Origin of the sequence: Streptacidiphilus sp. MAP12-20 (assembly GCF_041262525.1) — a bacterium.
Classification (GTDB): Bacteria; Actinomycetota; Actinomycetes; order Streptomycetales; family Streptomycetaceae; genus Streptacidiphilus.
In genome coordinates this window covers 60,980-81,107 of record NZ_JBGCCK010000021.1, presented here as the reverse complement: position 1 = coordinate 81,107, position 20,128 = coordinate 60,980, and the positions used below count along the sequence as shown (strand labels likewise).

Sequence of the window (20,128 nt, the reverse complement as noted above, 5' to 3'; positions counted from 1 at the left end):
GCGCTAAGATCCGTCCCCGCTGGAACAGATGCCCGAAATGTCCGGCCGGGCGGGAGTATGCATGTGAGCGTCAACTCCCGCCCGGATCGGAATCCCCACCATGGCCGGCACCATCAGCCCCTCTGGCGAGGTAGAACTCCCGGAGAGCCCGGGCTACCGAGTGAAGAATCGTTTGCTCGGTAAGCCCCTGGTCACCGAACAGCTCACCCACGAGAAGCTCTCGAACCCTGTCGCCCTCGGCGTCCTGGCCTCGGACTGCATCTCGTCCATGGCGTACGGCTCCGAGCAGATGCTGGTCGTGCTGATCCCGGCGATCGGCATCGCCGCGTTCACCGCGCTGATCCCGCTGACCTTCGTGATCCTCGGGCTTCTGGTCCTGCTGACCTTCTCGTACCGCGAGGTCGTGATGGTCTACACCCGCGCCGGGGGTTCGTACGTCGTCGCGCGGGAGAACTTCGGCCCGCGTGTCGCCCAGGTCGCGGCAGTGGCGCTGCTGATCGACTACATCGTCACCGTGGCCGTCCAGGCCGCGGCCGGGACGGACGCGCTGGTCTCCCTCGGGCACCTGCTCTGGGGCAACGGCAGCTTCATATCCTTCGTCGACGCCCACAAGCTCTGGCTCACCATCGGTGTGGTGCTGCTGCTGTGCTGGGGCAACCTGCGGGGCATTCGGGAGGCGGGGCGTGCCTTCGCGCTGCCGGCCTACCTGTTCATGGCCGCGATGGCGCTCCTGATCGTCGTCGGCTTCGTCCGGTTCTTCCTGGGTGACCACACGCACCTGGACGTGCACCAGGCCGGGATGTACGGCCTCGGCTCCGGCGGCGGTGGCTTCGTCTACGGCGCCTCGCTGCTGATCATGCTGAAGGCCTTCGCCAACGGCGGTTCCTCGCTGACCGGCCTGGAGGCGATCTCCAACGGCGTCAGCGCGTTCCGCAACCCGCAGGGCGTCAACGCCCGCAAGACCATGGTCATCATGTCGGCGGTGCTGGGCACCGGCGTGCTCGGGGTCTCGCTGCTCGCGCACATCACCCACGCCATGCCGTTCACCGGTGGCGCCCCGACGGTCGTCTCGCAGGAGGCCAGCTGGGCCTTCGGCAACGCCTGGTACGGCAACGCGGCCCTGGTCTTCGTCCAGCTGTCCACCGCGCTGGTCCTCTACACGGGCGCCAACACCTCCTTCAACGGCTTCCCCTTCCTGGCCAGCTTCGTCGCCGAGGACTCGTTTCTGCCGCGCCAGCTGACCCGTCGCGGCCACCGGCTCGCCTTCTCCAGCGGCATCATCGTGCTGACCGTCGTCTCGGTCCTGCTGCTGATCGCCACCAACGGAGACCTGACCCACCTGGTCAGCCTCTACGCCATCGGCGTCTTCACCGGCTTCACCATGGCCGGCGCGGGGATGGTCAAGCACCACATGGATCGCCGCGAACCCAGGCGCACCATGAAGATCGCCATCAACGGCGCGGCGTCCGTCGCCTCGCTGCTGGTGGTCGGGATCTTCGCGGTCACCAAGTTCACCGAGGGCGCCTGGGTGGTCGTGGTGATCTTCCCGATCGGCGTCTGGTCGCTGATCAAGGTGAACAAGCGCTACCGCGAGGAGTCGGAGGCGCTCGCCGCCGCTCCGGTCGACACCACCACCCCGGTCTACCGCCGTCAGGTGATGTACATCCTGGTCGACCGCGTCGACCTGGCCGTACTCAAGGCGATCCGCTACGCCCGCTCGCTGCGGCCGACCGAGATCCGTGCGGTGCACTTCATGATCGACGACCGCGAGGCCGAGCGACTGAAGACGCAGTGGGGCAATGTGGAGGTCGGCGACCTCCCGCTGGAGATCGTCGAGTGCCCGGACCGCCGGATCACGCGCTCGCTGGTCGAGCTGATCGCGCGGACCGCCAAGCGGGAGAAGAGCCAGATCACCCTGCTGATCCCGGAGCGCAACTACTCGCCCGTCCTGGGCCGTCTGCTGCACCGCCGCACGGCGGACCAGATCGCGCGGGCGGTCGGCAAGCTGCCGAACGTCGTGGCGACGATCGTCCCCTTCGACGTGGTCAGCGCGCACTACGAGCTGGAGGAGGCCTCGGCCTCCGGCGTGAAGGTGGAGAAGCTGGAACACCTGGACGCGCCGTCCAACTGATCCCTCTGACTGTCGCCCCTGTTCGGATTTCCGAGCGGGGGCGCTGTCGTTTACCTTGCCTGTAGGGGACGCGGCGAGGGTTGAGGGGTTACTCGGTGGGACGGAACGAAGAACGCAGAGGTCTGTGGCTCGGCTTCGCCGCGTATGCGATGTGGGGGTTCTTCCCGCTGTACTGGCCGCTGCTGAAGCCGGCCGGGGCGATGGAGATCCTGGCGAACCGGATGGTGTGGTCGCTGGTCGCGGCGGTGCTGCTGCTGACTGTCCAACGGAAGTGGGCTTGGATACGCCCGCTGTTGCGGCAGCCGAAGCGGCTGGCGCTGGTGGGGCTGGCGGCGGCGGTGATCACGGTGAACTGGGGGATGTACATCTGGGGCGTGAACAGCGGGCACGTCGTGGAGACCTCGCTGGGCTACTTCATCAACCCGCTCGTCACCATCACCTTCGGCGTGCTCATCCTGCGGGAGCGGCTGCGCCCCGCGCAGTGGACGGCGGTCGGGATCGGCGCGGCGGCCGTCGCCGTGCTGACCGTCGGCTACGGGCAGCTGCCCTGGATCGCGCTGACGCTCGCCTTCTCCTTCGCGACCTACGGGCTGATCAAGAAGCAGGTCGGGCTCGGCGGCCTGGAGGGCTTCGCGACCGAGACCGCCTTCCTCTTCCTGCCGGCGCTGGGCTACCTGTTCTTCCTGGGCAGCAGCGGCCACTCCACCTTCGCCTCGCACGGACCCGGCCACGCCGCGCTGCTGGCACTCTGCGGCCTGGTGACGGCCGTGCCGCTGGTCGCCTTCGGTGCTGCCGCGGTGCGGGTGCCGTTGACCACGATGGGGCTGCTCCAGTACCTCGCGCCGGTCTTCCAGTTCCTGCTGGGCATCGCCGTCTTCCACGAGTACATGCCGACCGCGCGCTGGATCGGCTTCGCGCTGGTCTGGGCCGCACTGGCGGTGCTGAGCTTCGACGGGCTGCGTCAGGCGCGACGCACCCGGAGGGCCGAACTCCGGAGCGCCGCAGCGGCGGAGACCGTCGCCGCGACGTCCTGACGCACACTGTTTGACACCACACCTCTTGACACCGCCGCACGCCGGGGCATGTGATATGCGCGGTCCTGTTTGATTGCGTTCAAGCATGTCCGACTCCGTCGGGGGAGAGGGGCGAGATGCTCGCGAAGCGGCGCCAGTCCGTGATCCTCGCGGAGATCCGCCGGAGTGGCAGCGTACGGGTCGGGGAGCTGTCGACCAGGTTCGGCGTATCCGACATGACGATCCGTCGGGACCTGTCCGAGCTGGCCCGGCTGGGGCTGGTGGAGAAAGTCCACGGCGGCGCGTTGCAGGCCGGCGACGCGGGCAGCGTCGAGCCCGGCTTCGAGGCGAAGACGGAGTGGGAGCCGGAGGCCAAGGACGAGATCGCGCAGCTCGCGTCGGGCCTGGTGCGGCCCGGCACCGCCATCGCGCTCTCGGCGGGTACCACCACGCACGCGCTGGCCCGGCACCTGCTGCGGGTGCAGCGGCTGACGGTGGTGACGAACTCGGTGCGGGTGGCCGACGTCTTCGAGGAGGCGCGCCGTCCCGGGCGCACCGGCCCGACGGTCGTGCTCACCGGCGGCGTCCGCACGCCCAGCGACGCGCTGGTCGGACCGATGGCTTCGCTGGCCCTGCACGACCTGCACGTCGACCAGCTCTTCATGGGCTGCCACGGGCTCGACCCGGAGGCCGGACTGACCACGCCCAACCTGGCCGAGGCGGAGACCAACCGGGCGCTGATCGCCTGCGCGGGTCGGGTGGTGGTGCTGGCGGATCACAGCAAGTGGGGCATGGTGAGCCTGAGTTCCTACGCGCCGCTCTCGGCGGTGGATACCCTGATCACCGACGCCGCGATGCCCCCGGAGGTCCGGGAGCTCGCGGCGGCGGCGGTGGGACGACTGCTGGTCGGCGGGCAGCCCGCCTAGCGCGGTTGCTCAGGCCGCACTCGTCTCAGGCTGCACTCGTTCAGGCCGCGCTCGTCTCAGGCTGCATACGTGTGCGCCGCTGCGGCGAGGGCGGTCTGCAGGCGGGCGGGGTTGCGGTCGGTCACGAAGGCGGTGATCGCGGCGTCGATCGCGGCGTTCCACGCGGCGCGGGCGACCACGCCGTGGGTGAGCGAGCCGACGATGCGGGTGGAGGTCCACTGGTCCATGGACCAGAGCGAGTACGTGTCGAAGAGGCCGCGCTCGGTCCCGCCGATCAGGGCGCGCGGGGGGATCGCGCCCTTGGCCGCGGTGAAGGAGTCCTGGCCGTTCTGGCTGCCGCACTCGATCAGCCAGGCGATCGCGGCATCCCGGTCCTTCGCGCCCTTGGGGAGCGTGAAGCAGTCCGAGGCGAAGAGGAAGGTGCCGCTCGTTCCCGGTGCGGGCGCCCAATCGTAGTCCTTGTGCGCGATCAGCCCCGCGAGGGTGAAACTGGCCTCGGTCCAGTCGCCCATGATCTGGTAGGCGGCGTCGCCCCTGCCGACCATGGCACTGGCCTGGTCCCAGGTCAGGGCCGCCGTCTGGTTGGCGGTCAGCGCCAGGATCTCCTTGAGGGCGACCAGAGCCTGCGTCACCGGCTGGCCGGTCCAGTCGCCGCCGCGCTGCCAGAGCGTCGGCCAGACCGCCGGTCCGAGCTCGGCGACCAGCAGACACTCCATCAGATGCTTGACCTGCCAGTTCTGGTCTGGCGTGGTGCCGATCGCCAGGGGGACCTTCCCTGCAGCCGCGACCTTGCGCAGGGCGGCCACGAAGTCGGCGACGCTCGTGGGTGCGGTGGGGACCTTCAGGCGGTCGCAGAGGTGCTTGTTGGCCCAGATGACGTTGATGTGGTGAATGTCCAGCGGCACCGACCAGTGCTTGCCGTTGCGCTGGGTCAGCTGCAGCAGCGTCGAGTTGACCGAACGGTCCCAGCCCTGCTGCTGGTAGAGGAAGCCGAGGTCCTCCAGCTGCCCGGCGTCCACGTAGTCGTCGAGCATGGCTCCGGCCTGGCCCTGGAAGGTGTCCGGCGGGTTCCCTGCCTTCATCCGGCGGGCCAGCTCCGCCTTGGCGTTCGCGCCGGCGCCGCCGGCCACGGAGCGGTTGATGAACGTGATGTTCGGATTGTGCAGATGGAACTCGCTCACCAGGGAGGACAGTGCGTTGGCTTCCCCGCCCTCCGTCCACCAGGAGAAGACCTCCAGTGAACTGGGGGCGCCCGACTCCCCGGTGACGCTTGTCTTGCTGCTTCCGCAGCCACTCAGCAGTGCCGTCCCGGCTGAAACGGTGGTGAAACCGGCAGCAGCGAGAAAGGCGCGGCGGCTGATGCTCATAGGTGAAGCTCTCTGGTCGGACCGGATTCGCCCCCGCACTGGGCGAATGGGACGGTCCATGGCATCCGTATTACCAGCGGGCGTCAAGGTGGCTTTCAAAAGGTGAGACGCAAGCGAAGAAAGGGAATTGACACCCCGTTGCGGGGTGCAATTCCCCTTGTCCGTGGATGTGCGCGTGGATGTGCGCGGGTGGATGTGCGGTGGGCGCCGGTTACTGCAGCTGGAAGGTCGCCTCGACCGGGTAGTGGTCGCTGGGCGACTTGGTGTCGAGCATGCCGGAGATCCAGCCCGCCTGCGGGTCGAAGTCGGTGCTCACGGCGGGCAGCGCGAGCGGCGTCGGGCGGCCGGGCGCGTTGAGGTAGCCGATGTAGTCGAGGCTGTCCTGGTAGTCCGTCGGGAAGGACTCGACGCCTGCCATGTACTGGCACCAGGAGGAGACCGGGCAGTCCATCGTCCAGTGCTGCGAGGGGTCGGTCGCGGGCGTGCCGAGGAGGCCGCCGACGGCGTTCTGCGCGTTGGTGTAGTCGCCGCGCGTCGCGCCGTGGGCGTACTCGACGTTCAGGTCGCCGCCGAGCAGTACCGGCGCGGAGGAGCCGACGATGCCGTCGACCCAGCTGCGGATCTCGCCGAGCTGGGCGAGGCGGGTGGACTGGGTGGTGTCGGTGGAGGTGCCGGACTGGTCGGCCTGGAGGTGGGTGCCGACGACCCAGCTGTTCGCGCCGTTCTTGTTCACCTCGGCGAGCACGGCGCCCTTGTTCGCGTTGTAGTCCCAGGTGCCCGAGGTGGAGTTCGAGAAGACGTGTGCGTACTGGGCGACGATCGGGTACTTCGAGAAGATCATGGTGCCGCCGTTGATGACGAACCAGGAGTTCGAGCAGTCGCCGCTGATGCCGTTCCAGCCGCCGCCGGAGCAGACCTGGCCGACGACCGGGGTGTGGTACGGGTACAGGTCGGCCAGCTTGCTCTCGATGTCGCTGGTCGAGGCGTGGTTGAACAGCTCGTCGAGCACGACGACGTCGGCGCTGTGCTGCCGGATGATCGACTCGACCACCGGGGTGCGCTCGGCGGCCTTCTCGTTCTGGGTGCTGTCGACGACCGAGGTGGCCAGATCGACGTTCCAGGCGAAGACGGAGAGGGTGTTGCTGCTGGTTGCGGTGGCTGCGTGGGCGGTGGTCGTCGCTCCGCCTATGAGCGCGGTGGTGGCGGCGAGAGTGGCGGCAAGCAGGTGACGCGTACGCACGTGGTCTCCTCGGTGGAGGCGGGCCTGGGCATGACAGGCTGCACGCTAGCTACCGAGGGGTAATTATTGAAGAACTATGCATGAGCAGTCGTGATCGGCCGACCGAAGAATCGGTCGACCGACCACTTGTCTGGACTACTTCGCCTCCAGGGGCCCTTCGGAACCTACTTGGCGAGGTTCTCCAGGTAGGACGGCGTCACGGCGCCCGCGTAGATGGTGCCGTTGTCGGCGATGAAGACGTTGATCAGCTTCGTCGAGAACAGCGTCCCGCCGTTGACCGGGGTGCCGAAGGTCTTGAGCTCGGCCAGCGTGTTCTTGCCGCCGGCCTTGCCGTCCTTGGCGGTGGCGGACGGGCTGATCTCGTAGACAGTCGTCCAGCCGGTGCCGACGACCTTGACGTCGTTCTTGCCCGCCTGGCCGGGGACGACGCCGTGAGGCTTCGTCGGGAGCGCCGGATGGGCCTTGCCCGGGGCGCCGGCCTTGTGGCCCTGGGCCGCCTTGGTGGTGACCTTCGCACCCGCAGGGGCGGAGAAGTCGAAGGTGCTCGCGGACGGCTTGTCGAAGGAGATCGCGGCGAAGCGGACGTCGGCGATCGGGCTGCCGCCGTCCGAGGGGTTCACCTTGACCTCGAGCGGCATGTAGTTCTTGGCGTCGACCGCGACCCGGACGTCGCCGATCGTCGAGCCGTGGCCCTTCGGGGAGACCACCAGGATGTAGACCGAACGCCCGGCCACCATGGAGGTGTTGTCCACGGAGACGTTGCTGTACGGCGCTATCTGCCGCAGCAGGTCCGCGGCCTTGGCCGGCGTGGTCACCGAGGGGGCGGCCTGGGCGGTCGCCCCGGTGTCGCCCTGGGCGAGGCCGGTGTAGTGCATGACCTCGTTGCGCTGGCTGTCGTAGGCCCAGGCGTTCGTGCCGTTGTGGACGGCGTGGACCGTGCGGCCCGCGTCCGTGATGCTGAAGCTCTGCTTGGTCTGGCCGTCGGACGCGACGTCCGCCGTGTGCGTGCCCGAGAGCAGCGCGAGGAGCTGCTGCTCGGCGAGCGCCGCCTGGGGGTCCGTCGTCCCGCCGGCCTTCGAGCCGACGGCCGAGGGCAGCGCGCTGAGCAGCTGGGACGGGATGCCCAGATCGACCGTGGCCTCGACCTTGCCGGAGAAGGTCTCGACGTGGCTGTTCAGCGTCCTGCTCAGCAGATCCTGGGCGCTCATCGCAGGCAGCGCGGGCCCCGCGGCCAGCGCCGTGCCGGCCGCCACGGAACCGGCGACGGCCGCGACCGCCACCGACACCAGCAGGACCCGCTTGCGGCCGGCGATCACGCCGCGGGCGCGGCTGCCCGCACGGTCCGGCGTGCTCTCCGGCGTGCTGCCCGGGCTGCCCGCGGTGTCATCGGTGGTGTTCGACATTGCTCGTCCCTCCGTCGTCGTACTTCGTGGTGCTTCGCTTCGTGGTGCTTCGCGTCGTCGTGTTTCGTCGTGCATCGTCGTGCGTCATCGTCTTGGACTCCCCACGATGACCCATTCAACGCCCCGGACCCGCCCCCCGGCATCGGCCCACGGGCGCAAAAGGCATTCCACCCCTCGTACTACGGAACCCTGAGACGATCTCAGGGTTCCGCCAGGGTCGGTCCGCACCACTCGTGCCCGTCCGCATCACGTTTCACTTGAAGGCGCTGCGCGTATGGTTCACCTCATGAAGGATCACCCGACCAGTACCGCCATGCGCCGCGCGCTGCACCGGGCCCGGCAAGGAGTCGCCCTGGACACGGCGGAGGCCGCCGTCCTGCTGCACGCTCGCGGCGAGGACCTGCGCGAGCTCTGCGCCACGGCGGCGCGGGTGCGCGACGCGGGCCTGGCTGAGGCCGGGCGGCCCGGCGTGATCACGTACTCGAAGAAGGTCTTCATACCGCTGACGCGGCTCTGCCGGGACCGCTGCCACTACTGCACCTTCGTCACCGTCCCCGGCAAGCTGCGCCGTGAGGGCCACGGCCTCTACCTCAGCCCGGACGAGGTGCTGGAGATCGCCCGTCAGGGCGCGGCGCTGGGCTGCAAGGAGGCGCTGTTCACCCTCGGCGACCGTCCGGAGGACCGCTGGCCGGAGGCCCGTGAGTGGCTGGACGCGCACGGCTACGACGACACCCTCGCCTATGTCCGGGCCATGTCGATCCGGGTGCTGGAGGAGACCGGCCTGCTGCCGCACCTCAACCCGGGCGTGCTGAGCTGGACGGACTTCCAGCGGCTCAAGCCGGTGGCCCCCTCCATGGGGATGATGCTGGAGACCACCGCGACCCGGCTCTGGTCCGAGCCCTCGGGACCGCACTACGGCTCGCCGGACAAGGAGCCCGCCGTCCGGCTCCGGGTACTGGAGGACGCGGGCCGCTCGGCGGTCCCCTTCACCAGCGGCATCCTCATCGGCATCGGCGAGACCCACGAGGAGCGCGCCGAGTCGCTCTTCGCGCTGCGCCGGGTGGCCCGGCAGTACCACGGGCTGCAGGAAGTCATCGTGCAGAACTTCCGCGCCAAGCCCGACACCGCGATGCGCTCGATGCCCGACGCGGAGCTTGAGGAGCTGGCGGCGACGATCGCCGTCGCCCGGGTCGTGCTCGGCCCCGCCGCGCGGATCCAGGCCCCGCCGAACCTGGTCGCTGCGTCTTTCGAGGACGAGGGGTCGTACGCGCTCATCATGGACGCGGGCATCGACGACTGGGGCGGCGTCTCGCCGCTGACCCCGGACCACGTCAACCCCGAGCGCCCCTGGCCGCAGATCGACGCGCTGGCGGCGCGCACGGCCGCGTCCGGCTTCACGCTGCGGGAGCGGCTGACGGTCTATCCGGAGTATGTGCGCCCGGCCCTCCAGGGGCGGCACGACGAGCCGTGGCTGGACCCGCGCGTACTCCCGCACGTCCGCGCGCTGGCCGACCCGGAGACCGGGTTGGCCCGCGAGGACGCTCTGCCCGTCGGCCTGCCGTGGCAGGAGCCGGAGGACGCGTTCGTCGCGACCGGCCGCACCGAGCTGCACCGCGAGATCGACGAGTCCGGACCTGGGGGCGGAAGGTCTGAGGACCGGCGCGGCGACTTCGACGAGGTCTACGGGGACTGGGACGCGCTGCGCGAGGTCGCCGCCGTGACCGGGGCTCCGGACGCGCGTGCTGCGGAGCGCTTGGACGGGGACGTGCGCGAGGCGTTGGCCGTCGCCGCCGAGGATCCGCGCCGGCTGACGGACGCCCAGGCGCTCGCGCTCTTCCACGCCGACGGCCCGGCGCTCGACGCGCTCTGCTCCATCGCCGACGCGGTGCGCCGCGACGTCGTGGGGGACACCGTCACCTACTGCGTGACCCGGAACATCAACTTCACCAACGTCTGCTACACCGGCTGCCGCTTCTGCGCGTTCGCGCAGCGCCGCACCGACGCCGACGCCTACACCCTCTCCCTGGAGCAGGTCGCCGACCGCGCCGAGCAGGCCTGGGCCGTGGGCGCGACCGAGGTCTGCATGCAGGGCGGGATCCACCCCGACCTGCCCGGCACCGCGTACTTCGACATCGCGCGGGCGGTGAAGGAGCGCGTGCCCGGCATGCACGTGCACGCCTTCTCGCCGATGGAGGTCGTCAACGGGGCCACCCGGACCGGACTCTCCGTCAAGGAGTGGCTGCGTCAGGCGCAGGAGGCCGGGCTGGACACCATCCCCGGCACCGCCGCCGAGATCCTGGACGACGAGGTCCGCTGGGTGCTGACCAAGGGCAAGCTGCCGGCCGCGACCTGGGTGGAGGTGGTCACCGCCGCGCACGAGCTGGGCATCCGCTCCTCGTCCACGATGATGTACGGCCACGTCGACCAGCCCCGGCACTGGCTCGGCCACCTGCGGCTGCTCGCCGAGATCCAGGAACGCTCGCTCGAACACGGCTGGGGCGGCTTCACGGAGTTCGTGACGCTGCCGTTCATCCACACCAACGCGCCGGTCTACCTGGCCGGCATCTCCCGCCCCGGCCCGACGATGCGCGACAACCGGGCGGTCACCGCCATGGCCCGGCTGCTGCTGCACGGCCGGATCCCGAACATCCAGACCAGCTGGGTCAAGCTCGGCGCCGAGGGCGCGGCGGAGATGCTCCGCTCCGGCGCCAACGACCTGGGCGGCACGCTGATGGAGGAGACCATCTCCCGGATGGCGGGCTCCTCCTACGGCAGCTACAAGTCGATCCGCGACCTGGAGGCCATCGCAGACGCGGCCGGCCGCCCGGCCGCCCAGCGCACCACCCTCTACGGGGAGGTGCCCGCCGAACGCCGGGCGGCTGCCCTGGCCTCCGACGGGCACCTGCCCGAGCTGCTGCCTGTCTTGGATTGACGCAGTTGGGCGCGCTCGCCAGGTGCAGGCTGCGGTCGGAGACGGTCAGCCCCTCGCCGCGGCTCGGCGTGAGCCGGAACCACCAGTGGTCGGCCTGGCCGAGTCCGGTGACGGTGACGCTGTCCGTCCCCGCGCCGTGCGCGACGGGGTGGGCGTAGTCGATCGACTACGGGGTGGGGCCGGCGTAGACCTGGACGCCGGAGAGGGCGTTGGCGGCGTCGGAGGCCCAGGAGACGGTGAAGCTCCCGTCGGCGTTCTGGGTCACGTTCGCGGCGGTGAAGGGGATCGGGTGCGCCCAGTCGATCGCGTGGGCCGCGCCGGAGTGTCGGTGGGCGTTTGCGTTGGCGTACGCGTCGCCGCCTATGGCGACGCTACCGAGGCTCAGGGCGGCGGTCAGAACCGCCGCGCCGGCCGGCCGGAAGGAGCGCTGAGGGGTCTTCATGGCGCCGCACGCTAGTGATGACACGTGTAAAGGTGAATGGCCGCGCACAAGATTCCCGGCGACCGGGAAATGAAGAGTCCGGCCGCCGGCCCGTCATGGAGCCGGCCCGAGCTCACCCATAGCGGGACAACTCACTCGTAGCGGTACAACAGCGAGTCCCGCTCGTCCCGCTGGATCTGCTCGATGGTCAGCCCCGGCAGGTTCAGCTGCGCGAGGGTGACCTCGGCCGAGCTGGGCTGGGCGTCGGCGGGCAGCCAGTTCTCCGGCTTCCACGCGTTGCCGCGCAGCAGCGACTTGGGGCAGTGCGGGTAGACCTCCTCGACCGCGACGACGAGCGCGCTGACCGGCGGCCTGCCCACGGCGCTCAGCTGTGACAGCAGCTCGGGGCGGGCCGAGATACAGGCGCGGCCGTTGACGCGGAGCGTGGTGGTGCGGCCGGGGATGACGAAGAGCAGCCCGACGCGGCCGGTGCTGATCACGTTCTGTAGCGTGTCCAGCCGCTTGTTGCCGGTCGCGTCGGGGATGGCCAGGGTCCGGTCGTCCAGCACCGAGACGAACCCGGCCGGCCCGCCACGCGGCGTCACGTCGGCGTGGCCCGCGGCGTCGGCGCTGCCGACGAAGACCAGCGAGGCGCAGCCGACGAGCGCGCGGGTCTGCTCGGTGAGGCGGTCCATCTGCTTGCGCAGGGCGTTGTCCTTGGGCTGCTCGTAGAGCTCGCGCAGGGCGTCGGTGGTGCGGACGGCGTCGGCGTGGAGGGCATCGAACAGGGTGGTGGGCTCGGTTCGAATCGTCATACTGACGATAATAGAGAGGGCGTCAATGACGGCGCTGGTCAGAGCTGTCGCCGGTGGACGGGTCAGCGCATCAGCTCGCCGGCGTTGACGAGCAGGGACTGGCCGGTGATCGCGCGGGCGCGGTCGGAGGCGAGGAAGATCGCGGCCTCGGCCACGTCGCCGTCGGTGGCGAGCTCAGGCAGCGCCATCCGGGAGGTGAGGCGCTTCTTGACCTCCTCCTCGGAGATGTTCTCGGTCGCGGCGGTCCAGGTGACGTAGTTCTCGACCGGCGGGCCCCACATCCAGCCCGGCAGCACGGTGTTGACCCGGATCCGCTCCGGGCCGAGCTCGCGGGCCATCGAGTACATCGCGCTGGTCAGCGCGCCCTTGGAGGCCGCGTAAGCGGCCTGCCGCACCTGGGTCGGCGCGGCGACGGAGGACTGCGTGCCGATGATGACGACGGAGCCGCCGCGTTCGCGCAGTGCGGGGAGGCAGGAGCGCGTCAGCTGCAGCGTGCCGAAGAGGTTGACGTCCATCACGCGGCGCCAGTCCTCGAAGTCGGCGTCGGCGAGGCCGCCGAAGTGGCTGTCCATGGCGGCGACGTGGATGACGGCGTCGATCCGGCCGAAGCGCTCGACGCCGAGGGTGGCGAGGGCGTCGCAGCGGTCGGGGTCGGCGATGTCGGTCCGCTTCCAGGCGGTCCGGCCGGGGTGGTCGGCTTCGATCTCGGCGGCGGTCTTGGCGAGGTTCTCCTGGGTCCGGGCGCCGAGGACGACGTTGGCTCCGTCCCTGGCTGCGGCCACCGCGACCCGGTGCCCGAGACCGGGGCCGACCCCGGAGACCACGACGGTGCGACCTTCGAGCAGCATGGGCCCTCCCGGACGGGGAATCAGTCGTATCTGACGCTGCGTCAGACTAGGGCTGAGCCGTCGGGAAATCCAGAGCGGGGACGGGGTGACAGTGGGGGGACGGGGTGGCGGCGGGCGGTCCGGTGCGGCGTGGTGCGGTGTGTCGCGGCCGCGACTACGCGATCAGCAGCCAGAAGCGGTCCGAGAGCTCCATCTCCGCGGACTGCCGCGCCTCCAGGGCCGCGGGTCCGGTGGTGCCCCACAGCGCGCTCGCCGCGGCCTTCTCGCCGGCCAGTGACTTGAGGGCGTAGGCGATCCAGTCCTCGGAGAGGGTCGGCACCAGGGCGAGGAGCGGGTCGACCTGCGACTGCCAGCGGCCGTCGACGGCTCGGCGGAGGATCTCGTCCAGGCGCTCCTCCCGTCCGCAGGCGCAGACCAGGGCTCGGGGGCTGAGCTTCAGGATCGTGGCCAGGTCGGTGGTCTGCAGGCGGTCGCCGTCCCAGCTCAGCTCCATCTGGGCGTAGTCGCGCGGGGAGACGCGAAGGCGCCGGGCGACCTCCTCCTGCGGGAGGTCGAGGGCGAGCCTGTAGTCGCGCAGCGACGCCGCGCGGCCGCCCATCAGCTGGCCGGGGAGACACCACAGCACGCGGGCCAGCGCGGTGAGTTCGCGCTCGTCGGGGTGGGCTGCGCCGGTCTCCCAGGCGATGACGAGGGCCGGCGGGGCCGGCAGGGCGTAGGAGTCCGCCAGGGCGCGGGCCACCATCGCTGGGCTCATACCCAGTGAGCTGCGCACGGCGCGTGCAGCCGCAGGGTCGAACGGGACGGGGGCGGCGGGGGAGGCGGACGCGCGTCTCGGCATGACCGGAGGTTATGCGGACAAGGTGGACGCGCCCAGCGCAGGATCACACAGGGTGGCGCCGAGGTCAGGGGCGCAGGGCTGGAGCATCATCCAGGGCGGACGGGATTCCTTGGGCGGCGATCGCTGCCCGGCCTCTGGGAAGTTGTCAGGATCTGACTTACCGTCAGCTCCATGACGGACGATCTGGAGCAGTACACGCAGCTGGCCGCGAGCGGGCCCTACGGCGTCGCCATCGGCAGCTCGCTGATCACCATGGTCGAGCCCTTGCCGGGCCACGAGTATGCGTACAACCGCTGGTACGAGGACGATCACTTCTATGCCGGGGCCATGGCGATGCCGTGGATGTTCTCCGGCCGGCGCTTCGTCGCCACCCGCGAGCTGCAGCTGCTGCGCTATCCGGAGAAGTCCGCCGTGGCCGAGCCGGTCACCGCCGGCTGCTACCTCTCGGTCTACTGGGTCACCGAGGGCCGCCACGACGCGCACATGCGCTGGACTGTCCAGATCAACAAGCGGCTCAACCGCGACGGCCGGGTCTACCGCGACCGGACGCACGTCTTCACGGCGTTCCAGCAGCATGTCAGCACCTACTACCGCGACGGCGCCGCGGGGCCGCGCGACATCCACGCGCTGGACCACCCCTACCAGGGGCTGGTGCTCGAGGTGATCGACACCGAGAACGCGGAGCAGCGACGGCAGCTGACCGACTGGCTGATGGACCGGCATCTGCCGTCCCGACTGCGCAGCGGCTCTCCGGCGGCGCTGTGCACGCTCTTCGAGCCGCTGCCGCTGCCGGTCGACCGGATGTCCTACGTGAAGCCGGTGGACGGGACCGACACCCGGCTCACGCTCATCTGGTTCCTGCAGCAGGACCCGCGCACCTGCTGGGACGCGTTCACCGGCCTGGACGGGGAGGTGGCCGCCGCGGTGCCCGGCGCGCGGGTGGAGTTGGTGGCGCCCTTCATCCCGACCCTGCCGGGGACCGACGCCTACGTGGACGAACTGCGCTGAGGTTGGGCGGGCTGCGGGTCGGGGGGACTGAGGGGTTCGGCGGGTACGGGTCGGGGGGACTGTCGAGAGTCCGCGTCGGCGGGACCGGGAATGTCCGGTCCCGCCGCCCGACCGGCGAGGGCGAGGGTCAGACCCGGTCGAGGGAGCCGGTGCCGACCTCGGCGAGGAACGACTGCCAGGCCTCGCGGGAGAAGCCGAGCGAAGGGCCGGACAGGTCCTTGGAGTCGCGCACGAAGACGGCCGCGCCGGGGCGGGCGACCTCGACGCAGGCGTTGGCCCCGGAGTAGCTGGACTTGCGCCAGTCGAGGGCGCCGTGGCGGTTGTCCTCTGTGATCATTTCCATCTCCAGTTCCGAATGAAGGGACCGGCAATCGGGTGATCGTGATTGCTGGTGTCAGTCTGCCCACACCGTCCGGTATCTGGGAACCTTGGGCCGTTCGTGTTCACCCGTTGGATAGCAATCGGTGAACTGTACACCACAGAACATTGCCTGTGGTGTATGCTCCCCGGCCACATCAGTGCGTGTGACGTTTCGCCACTTTGTCGACGAGCTCGCGGGTTTGCTCCGGTCCGAGTGCCTGTGCCTGCAGATGTTCGTAAAGCGTGGCATAGGCGCGTACATCCGTTTCCTTCTCCAGGTACAGATCGCTCGTGACGCCCTCCAGATAGACGACGGTGGCGTCCGATGCATCCCGGTACTCAAGGATGGAGAAGTTGGAGGTCATGCCGGGGTGTGCACCCACACTGAACGGCAGGACCTGCACGGTCACGTGCGGCAGCAGGCTGGTCTCGATCAGGGACTCCAGCTGCGCGCGCATCGTCTCCGGGCTGCCCACGACGCGGTGCAGGGCCGCCTCGTCGACGACGGCCCAGAGGCGCAGCGGCTCCTCGCCGTTGCGTAGCAGGTCCTGGCGGACCATCCGGACATCCGTGCGCTTGTCGATCTGCGCCGGCTGCGCTTCCGGCTGGATACCCGTCACCACCGCGTGCGCATACTCGCGGGTCTGCAACAGGCCGGGGATGAAAAGGGATTCATAGGTGCGAATACCTACAGCCTCCGCTTCGAGGCCGATATACACGCTATAGGGGACATCGCCGAATGCGTGCCACCAGCCGCGCTGACGGGATTCGCGCGCCATCGTCATCAGGCCGTCGATCATCGCCGAGTCGCTGACCCCGTAGACCTCGCACAGGTCGCGGACATCGCGCTGACTGATGCTGCGTCGGCCGTTCTCGAGTCGGCTGATCTTCGACTGCGAGACGAGCAGCTGCTGCGCGACTTCCTCGGCGGTGAGGCCTTTCTGCTCGCGCAGGCGTCGGAGCTCGGCCCCGAGGCGTCGGCGACGGACGGTGGGATTGACGCTGGCGGTCGACACGGACTCTCCTGGGCATTGATGGTGTGGCACGCCCCTGTGTCAGCAGAATGCCACTCGACACGCCCTCATGTGGCGCAATCGCCCGGGATCTTGACGAATCGGGTCGAAGAAGGAACGATTCTGCGCCCACACATGGAGAGAGCGACGGCGAAGGGTGGTCCGCCGTCGCTCCCGACCTTGTCGGTGTTACGTCTTGCTGCGGCCCGTGCCTTGCAGCCTGTGGCCCGTGCGCTGCTGCGCGCCTACCGGACGGCCGCCCGGACCATGCCGGTGACCGCCGCGGGCCGTGCCGCCGGGCGTGTCGGCGCCGGGCGTACGCCCGCCGCACGCAACTGAGCGGCCGGCAGGCCGTTCTGCACGTCCATGACCGCGTGCGCGACCATGCCGCCGAGGGGGTCGTACCGGATCAGGTCGCGCAGGCGCGACCTGGAGGAACGTCCCTCGTTGCCCGGGTAGAGATGTTTGCCCAGTCCTACGGCGTGGGCCAGGGCGGCGAGCGCGGCGGTACGCGGGTCCGGCGGTACGCCGGTCCGGATCGCCGTGTCGAGTCTTTCCTTTATGGCGCTGTTCGTGCAGTCGTCCGACGCCTGGTACCGGGTCGTCGGCAAGACCCCGCACACCTGGCCCGGCACCGCCTTGACCATGGCACACCGCTCCAGGTGCGCCAGATACGTCTGACGTAGGCCCAGTCTCGGGCCGCCGATCCACTGCACGGCGCGCACGGCACTGCCACGTCTGCGCAGCAGTTCCAGCGCGTGATCGAGGGTCGGGTCCCCGGTCGGCCGCGGGTTCACCACGGTGATCTGGTCCCCGTCCGGGACTATTCGTCCGGCCATGGCCAGCTCGACGAGCTGTGCTCCGGCCAGTCCGAGATCGAGCGTCTGTGGCTGCGCGGTGGTACCCGTGGCCGGGTCCAGAGCGAGCAACAGCAGCTCCTCGGGAATTGTTCTGCGGCTCCTGCCCATCCAAGCCTCCCCGCGTGGATGAACAACAGAGTGACGCCTCTCACACCCTGCTGTCGAGAGGGCCTTGAGAGTGACACGACTCCGTGATCTTTCGGAACCGTTCGGGTCCGGCGCCGCGTCTGGCCATGGAGCGGGTTCGCCCGGCGGAATCGCCGGTCAGCGGCCTGGCGAGCGGGATTGTCCCGGCGAGTGCAGGAGACTGGTGTGCGGTGCGCCCGGGAGACCGTGGTGCGCCGCGCTGTGACGCGCTGCCCTGGGCGGTCGCGAGCGGTCGTATGCATTCAGAGCAGGCTTGAGGAGGCTGGGTTACGTGGGTGAGTCCCCCGACAGGTCGAAGCGGACCGCGGGCGCGGAGCGGGAGGCGGAACGGGCGGGAGTCGACCCCGCGACCCCCGCCCCGGACATCGACCCGACCCCCGCCTCGGATATCGACGCGACCCCCGCCTCGGATATCGCGCCGCCGGACCACGAGGCCGGGGCGAGCCCGGAGGCTCAGGCGGACGAGTCCGGCGCGGAGGCGGCGGCTGACGCGCCTGCGGACCCGCCGACCCGCCCCCTGCGCATCGGCGACCTGGAGACCCCGCGCGAGCACCTTGCGGACGACGCGGACGACGCGGACGAGCCGGCGGGGCCTGCGGCCGCGGAGCGCGCTATCCGCGACCCTCGCCTCCCGGTCGACCGCGAGGACGACGACGCAGAGGCAGAGGCAGAGGCAGAGGCGGAAGCCGAACCGGAGACGGAAGCCGCGCTCGAGCCGAAGACGGACGTCGCGACCCGCACCTTGCGCGTCCCCCCGTTGGAACCGGCCCCGGCCTCCGCCCCGGCCCCGGTCGAGGACGAGACCGATTCCGACGCGGCCGCCGACGGAGACGACGGCGACAGCGACAGCGACGGCGATCGCCACGGCCCGTCCGCTCCCCCGAGCGACAACGCGGAGACGCGCGCCATGTCCGCGTTCCCGCCGGCGCGACCGGCGCCGCGCGGGCCTGCGGGATCGCCGGCGCCCGGATCGCCCGCCGGATCCTCGCCGTCCTCCTCATTGGCCGCGCAGCAGTCGTCCGCGCAGCAGTCCGGCGCGGCGCAGGCGCAGCCGCAGGGCGGCGTGCCCGCCGGGGCGACGGCCGTCGCGGACTCGCCGGAGACGACCGTCGAGGCCATGGACATCCTGGCCGGTCTCAGCTCCCGGCCGATGACCCCGGCCCGGATCGCGCTGCGCCGCGTCCGCCTCTGGGGCACGCTGCTGCTCGTGCTCGTGGTGGTCCTCGGCGCGGTGCAGCTGCTGCGCCCGCTGCCGGCGCCCAAGCTCACGATGACCGCCGCGTCGAGCTTCGCCTTCGACGGCGGGGCGCCGGGGCTCGACTGGCCGGTCAAGGGCCAGGCCGCCGTCGAGGTTCCCGGACTCGGGGTGATGGGCCACAGCGGCAGCGACAACCCGGTGCCGCTCGCGAGTGTCACCAAGGTCATGACGGCCTATCTCGTACTCCGCGACAAGCCGCTCAAGAAGGGCGAGCAGGGCCCGACCCTGACCGTCGACCAGCAGGCGGTGAACGACTACACCACCGGCACCGCCGGCGGCGAGTCGGTGATGAAGGTCTCGGCGGGCGAGAAGCTGACCGAGTATCAGGCGCTGCAGATGCTGCTGATCCCCTCGGCCAACAACATTGCTCGTCTGCTGGGCCGCTGGGACGCGGGCAGCCAGGACGCCTTCGTTCAGAAGATGCAGGCCACGGCCGCCGAGCTCGGCATGAGCAAGACCACGTACACGGACCCCAGCGGTCTGAACGGCACCACCAAGAGCACTGCCAACGACCAGCTCAGGCTGGCCAAGGCGGCCATGGCCGACCCGGTCTTCCGGGAGATCGTCGGCACCGCGTCCTTCACGCCGCCGGAGAACGGCCTGACCCAGAACAACAACGCTCTTCTGCTGAAGAACGGCGTCATCGGCGTCAAGACCGGCACCAGCAGTGCCGCGCTCGGCAACCTGATGTGGGCGGCGCAGCAGAAGGTCGGCGACACCACCGAGACCCTCTACGGCGTCGTGCTGAGCCAGCCTGCCGTCGGTGGGAACGGCGGCGGCTGGCTGCCGCAGGTGCTGGAGAAGAGCAAGAAGTTGATCGTCAGCGCCGAGGGTGCGCTGCAGTCGCACGTGCTCGCCAAGAAGGGCGACGTCGTCGGTTACGTGGACGACGGGCTCGGCGGCAGGACGCCCGTCGTGGCGACCCAGGACGTCTCCGTCGCCGGCTGGAGCGGGCTCTCGGTCGACGTCTCGCTGAAGCCGCAGGCGGGCGCGAGCCTCCCGCACAGCGCGGCGGCCGGGACGATCGTCGCCGACCTCGTCGTCGGCAGCGGAGCGAGCGCGCAGACGATTCCGGTGGCGCTGCAGTCGAACCTGAACGCGCCCGGGTTCGGCGAGAAGCTCACCCGGCTGGGGTGAGTGCGAGTGTGAGCATGATGACGGTGGCCGAAGCGTAGTCAAACGGACATATCAACTGAATGCCTTCAAAGCAGGGTGCTAATTCGGGCATTTCGCCTCCGCCTAGCTGTGAATCATGAAGTGACTACGTGACAGACGTCTCATCGGCGTCTTGGCGGCTTGAGGTTTCAGGCCGGACCTGCCTACGGTCGCCGTCATCCGCACTTAAGCGGAACTGACATCTCCGGAACGCCGAGTCCTGCCGCCGGTCATGTCAGACGTCACCCGACGCATTCACGGCAGGAGCGGGGGACCCAGGTAAGTCGCCGCGAGCTCAGCGCTCGCGGCTTGGGGTGAAGCCGTGACACAGCACGGCCGGGCAACTCCAGCCCGAACCCGACAGCTCACCTCGCAGGCGTGGGAGAGGACCCC

The 20,128-nt window shown here is 70.1% G+C and carries 16 protein-coding genes and 1 riboswitch; of the genes, 6 read left to right on the top strand and 10 right to left on the bottom strand.

The features are described 5' to 3' along the window. Nucleotides 1-100 precede the first annotated feature (100 nt). From ABIA32_RS25755 to ABIA32_RS25745, 3 genes are all read left to right on the top strand, one after another. Nucleotides 101-2,131, top strand: a complete 2,031-nt coding sequence (locus ABIA32_RS25755) for an APC family permease (protein WP_370100033.1) — start codon at nt 101-103, stop codon at nt 2,129-2,131. A 95-nt stretch (nt 2,132-2,226) separates the two neighbouring features. Beyond that, the gene (rarD, locus tag ABIA32_RS25750) at nt 2,227-3,165 is read left to right on the top strand and encodes an EamA family transporter RarD (RefSeq protein ID WP_370100030.1); all 939 of its coding nucleotides are present in this window, start codon (nt 2,227-2,229) and stop codon (nt 3,163-3,165) included. A 116-nt stretch (nt 3,166-3,281) separates the two neighbouring features. Next, nucleotides 3,282-4,070, top strand: coding sequence for a DeoR/GlpR family DNA-binding transcription regulator (locus tag ABIA32_RS25745; protein ID WP_370100028.1), 789 nt, complete (start codon nt 3,282-3,284; stop codon nt 4,068-4,070). A gap of 56 nt (nt 4,071-4,126) precedes the next feature. Here the strand turns inward: ABIA32_RS25745 and ABIA32_RS25740 are convergent, their stop codons facing one another. From ABIA32_RS25740 to ABIA32_RS25730, 3 genes are all read right to left on the bottom strand, one after another. Next, nucleotides 4,127-5,437, bottom strand: coding sequence for an ABC transporter substrate-binding protein (locus tag ABIA32_RS25740; protein WP_370100025.1), 1,311 nt, complete (start codon nt 5,435-5,437; stop codon nt 4,127-4,129). Between the two features lie 211 nt (nt 5,438-5,648). Beyond that, a complete protein-coding gene (locus tag ABIA32_RS25735) occupies nt 5,649-6,677 on the bottom strand; it encodes a sphingomyelin phosphodiesterase (protein ID WP_370100022.1) in 1,029 nt (342 codons plus the stop codon). Nucleotides 6,678-6,841: 164 nt separating this feature from the next. Then, nucleotides 6,842-8,080, bottom strand: coding sequence for an outer membrane lipoprotein carrier protein LolA (locus ABIA32_RS25730; protein ID WP_370100019.1), 1,239 nt, complete (start codon nt 8,078-8,080; stop codon nt 6,842-6,844). Nucleotides 8,081-8,393: 313 nt separating this feature from the next. Between ABIA32_RS25730 and ABIA32_RS25725 the strand changes: the two genes are divergently transcribed. Further along, nucleotides 8,394-11,012, top strand: coding sequence for a bifunctional FO biosynthesis protein CofGH (locus ABIA32_RS25725; protein ID WP_370100156.1), 2,619 nt, complete (start codon nt 8,394-8,396; stop codon nt 11,010-11,012). A gap of 166 nt (nt 11,013-11,178) precedes the next feature. On the opposite strand, the gene ABIA32_RS25720 is transcribed toward ABIA32_RS25725, so the two are convergent. From ABIA32_RS25720 to ABIA32_RS25705, 4 genes are all read right to left on the bottom strand, one after another. Continuing rightward, nucleotides 11,179-11,454, bottom strand: coding sequence for a hypothetical protein (locus ABIA32_RS25720; protein WP_370100017.1), 276 nt, complete (start codon nt 11,452-11,454; stop codon nt 11,179-11,181). A 131-nt stretch (nt 11,455-11,585) separates the two neighbouring features. Further along, on the bottom strand, nt 11,586-12,248 hold the full coding sequence (locus tag ABIA32_RS25715) for an MSMEG_1061 family FMN-dependent PPOX-type flavoprotein (protein ID WP_370100015.1): 663 nt from the start codon (nt 12,246-12,248) through the stop codon (nt 11,586-11,588). Between the two features lie 62 nt (nt 12,249-12,310). Next, nucleotides 12,311-13,096 carry an SDR family oxidoreductase gene (locus tag ABIA32_RS25710; protein ID WP_370100014.1) on the bottom strand — a complete coding sequence of 262 codons (786 nt, stop codon included), beginning with the start codon at nt 13,094-13,096 and terminating at the stop codon, nt 12,311-12,313. 154 nt (nt 13,097-13,250) lie between these two features. Continuing rightward, nucleotides 13,251-13,934 (bottom strand): XRE family transcriptional regulator, encoded by a 684-nt coding sequence (locus tag ABIA32_RS25705; RefSeq protein WP_370100011.1) that lies wholly within the window; start codon nt 13,932-13,934, stop codon nt 13,251-13,253. 171 nt (nt 13,935-14,105) lie between these two features. On the opposite strand from ABIA32_RS25705, the gene ABIA32_RS25700 reads away from it, so the two are divergent. Continuing rightward, nucleotides 14,106-14,942, top strand: coding sequence for a hypothetical protein (locus ABIA32_RS25700; protein WP_370100008.1), 837 nt, complete (start codon nt 14,106-14,108; stop codon nt 14,940-14,942). Between the two features lie 127 nt (nt 14,943-15,069). Here the strand turns inward: ABIA32_RS25700 and ABIA32_RS25695 are convergent, their stop codons facing one another. The 3 genes from ABIA32_RS25695 to ABIA32_RS25685 form a co-directional block, all read right to left on the bottom strand. Further along, nucleotides 15,070-15,279, bottom strand: coding sequence for a DUF397 domain-containing protein (locus tag ABIA32_RS25695; RefSeq protein WP_370100005.1), 210 nt, complete (start codon nt 15,277-15,279; stop codon nt 15,070-15,072). A gap of 178 nt (nt 15,280-15,457) precedes the next feature. Further along, nucleotides 15,458-16,318: a helix-turn-helix domain-containing protein gene (locus tag ABIA32_RS25690; RefSeq protein ID WP_370100002.1), complete on the bottom strand. Its 861-nt coding sequence runs from the start codon at nt 16,316-16,318 to the stop codon at nt 15,458-15,460. A 242-nt stretch (nt 16,319-16,560) separates the two neighbouring features. Further along, entirely contained in the window at nt 16,561-17,283 is a 723-nt protein-coding gene (locus tag ABIA32_RS25685; protein WP_370100000.1) for a GPP34 family phosphoprotein, read from the bottom strand. Between the two features lie 310 nt (nt 17,284-17,593). Between ABIA32_RS25685 and ABIA32_RS25680 the strand changes: the two genes are divergently transcribed. Then, entirely contained in the window at nt 17,594-19,717 is a 2,124-nt protein-coding gene (locus ABIA32_RS25680) for a D-alanyl-D-alanine carboxypeptidase family protein (protein ID WP_370099997.1), read from the top strand. 255 nt (nt 19,718-19,972) lie between these two features. Next, nucleotides 19,973-20,127, top strand: a riboswitch (cyclic di-AMP (ydaO/yuaA leader). Nucleotide 20,128: the final 1 nt, after the last annotated feature.

Coding starts and splice junctions, on each gene's coding strand:
- ABIA32_RS25695 (WP_370100005.1), bottom strand. CDS start 15,279: ATGATCACAGAGGACAACCGCCACGGCGCCCTCGACTGGCGCAAGTCC.
- ABIA32_RS25705 (WP_370100011.1), bottom strand. CDS start 13,934: ATGCCGAGACGCGCGTCCGCCTCCCCCGCCGCCCCCGTCCCGTTCGAC.
- ABIA32_RS25715 (WP_370100015.1), bottom strand. CDS start 12,248: ATGACGATTCGAACCGAGCCCACCACCCTGTTCGATGCCCTCCACGCC.
- ABIA32_RS25745 (WP_370100028.1), top strand. CDS start 3,282: ATGCTCGCGAAGCGGCGCCAGTCCGTGATCCTCGCGGAGATCCGCCGG.
- ABIA32_RS25740 (WP_370100025.1), bottom strand. CDS start 5,437: ATGAGCATCAGCCGCCGCGCCTTTCTCGCTGCTGCCGGTTTCACCACC.
- ABIA32_RS25710 (WP_370100014.1), bottom strand. CDS start 13,096: ATGCTGCTCGAAGGTCGCACCGTCGTGGTCTCCGGGGTCGGCCCCGGT.
- ABIA32_RS25755 (WP_370100033.1), top strand. CDS start 101: ATGGCCGGCACCATCAGCCCCTCTGGCGAGGTAGAACTCCCGGAGAGC.
- ABIA32_RS25700 (WP_370100008.1), top strand. CDS start 14,106: ATGACGGACGATCTGGAGCAGTACACGCAGCTGGCCGCGAGCGGGCCC.
- ABIA32_RS25730 (WP_370100019.1), bottom strand. CDS start 8,080: ATGTCGAACACCACCGATGACACCGCGGGCAGCCCGGGCAGCACGCCG.
- ABIA32_RS25725 (WP_370100156.1), top strand. CDS start 8,394: ATGCGCCGCGCGCTGCACCGGGCCCGGCAAGGAGTCGCCCTGGACACG.
- ABIA32_RS25720 (WP_370100017.1), bottom strand. CDS start 11,454: ATGAAGACCCCTCAGCGCTCCTTCCGGCCGGCCGGCGCGGCGGTTCTG.
- ABIA32_RS25685 (WP_370100000.1), bottom strand. CDS start 17,283: ATGGGCAGGAGCCGCAGAACAATTCCCGAGGAGCTGCTGTTGCTCGCT.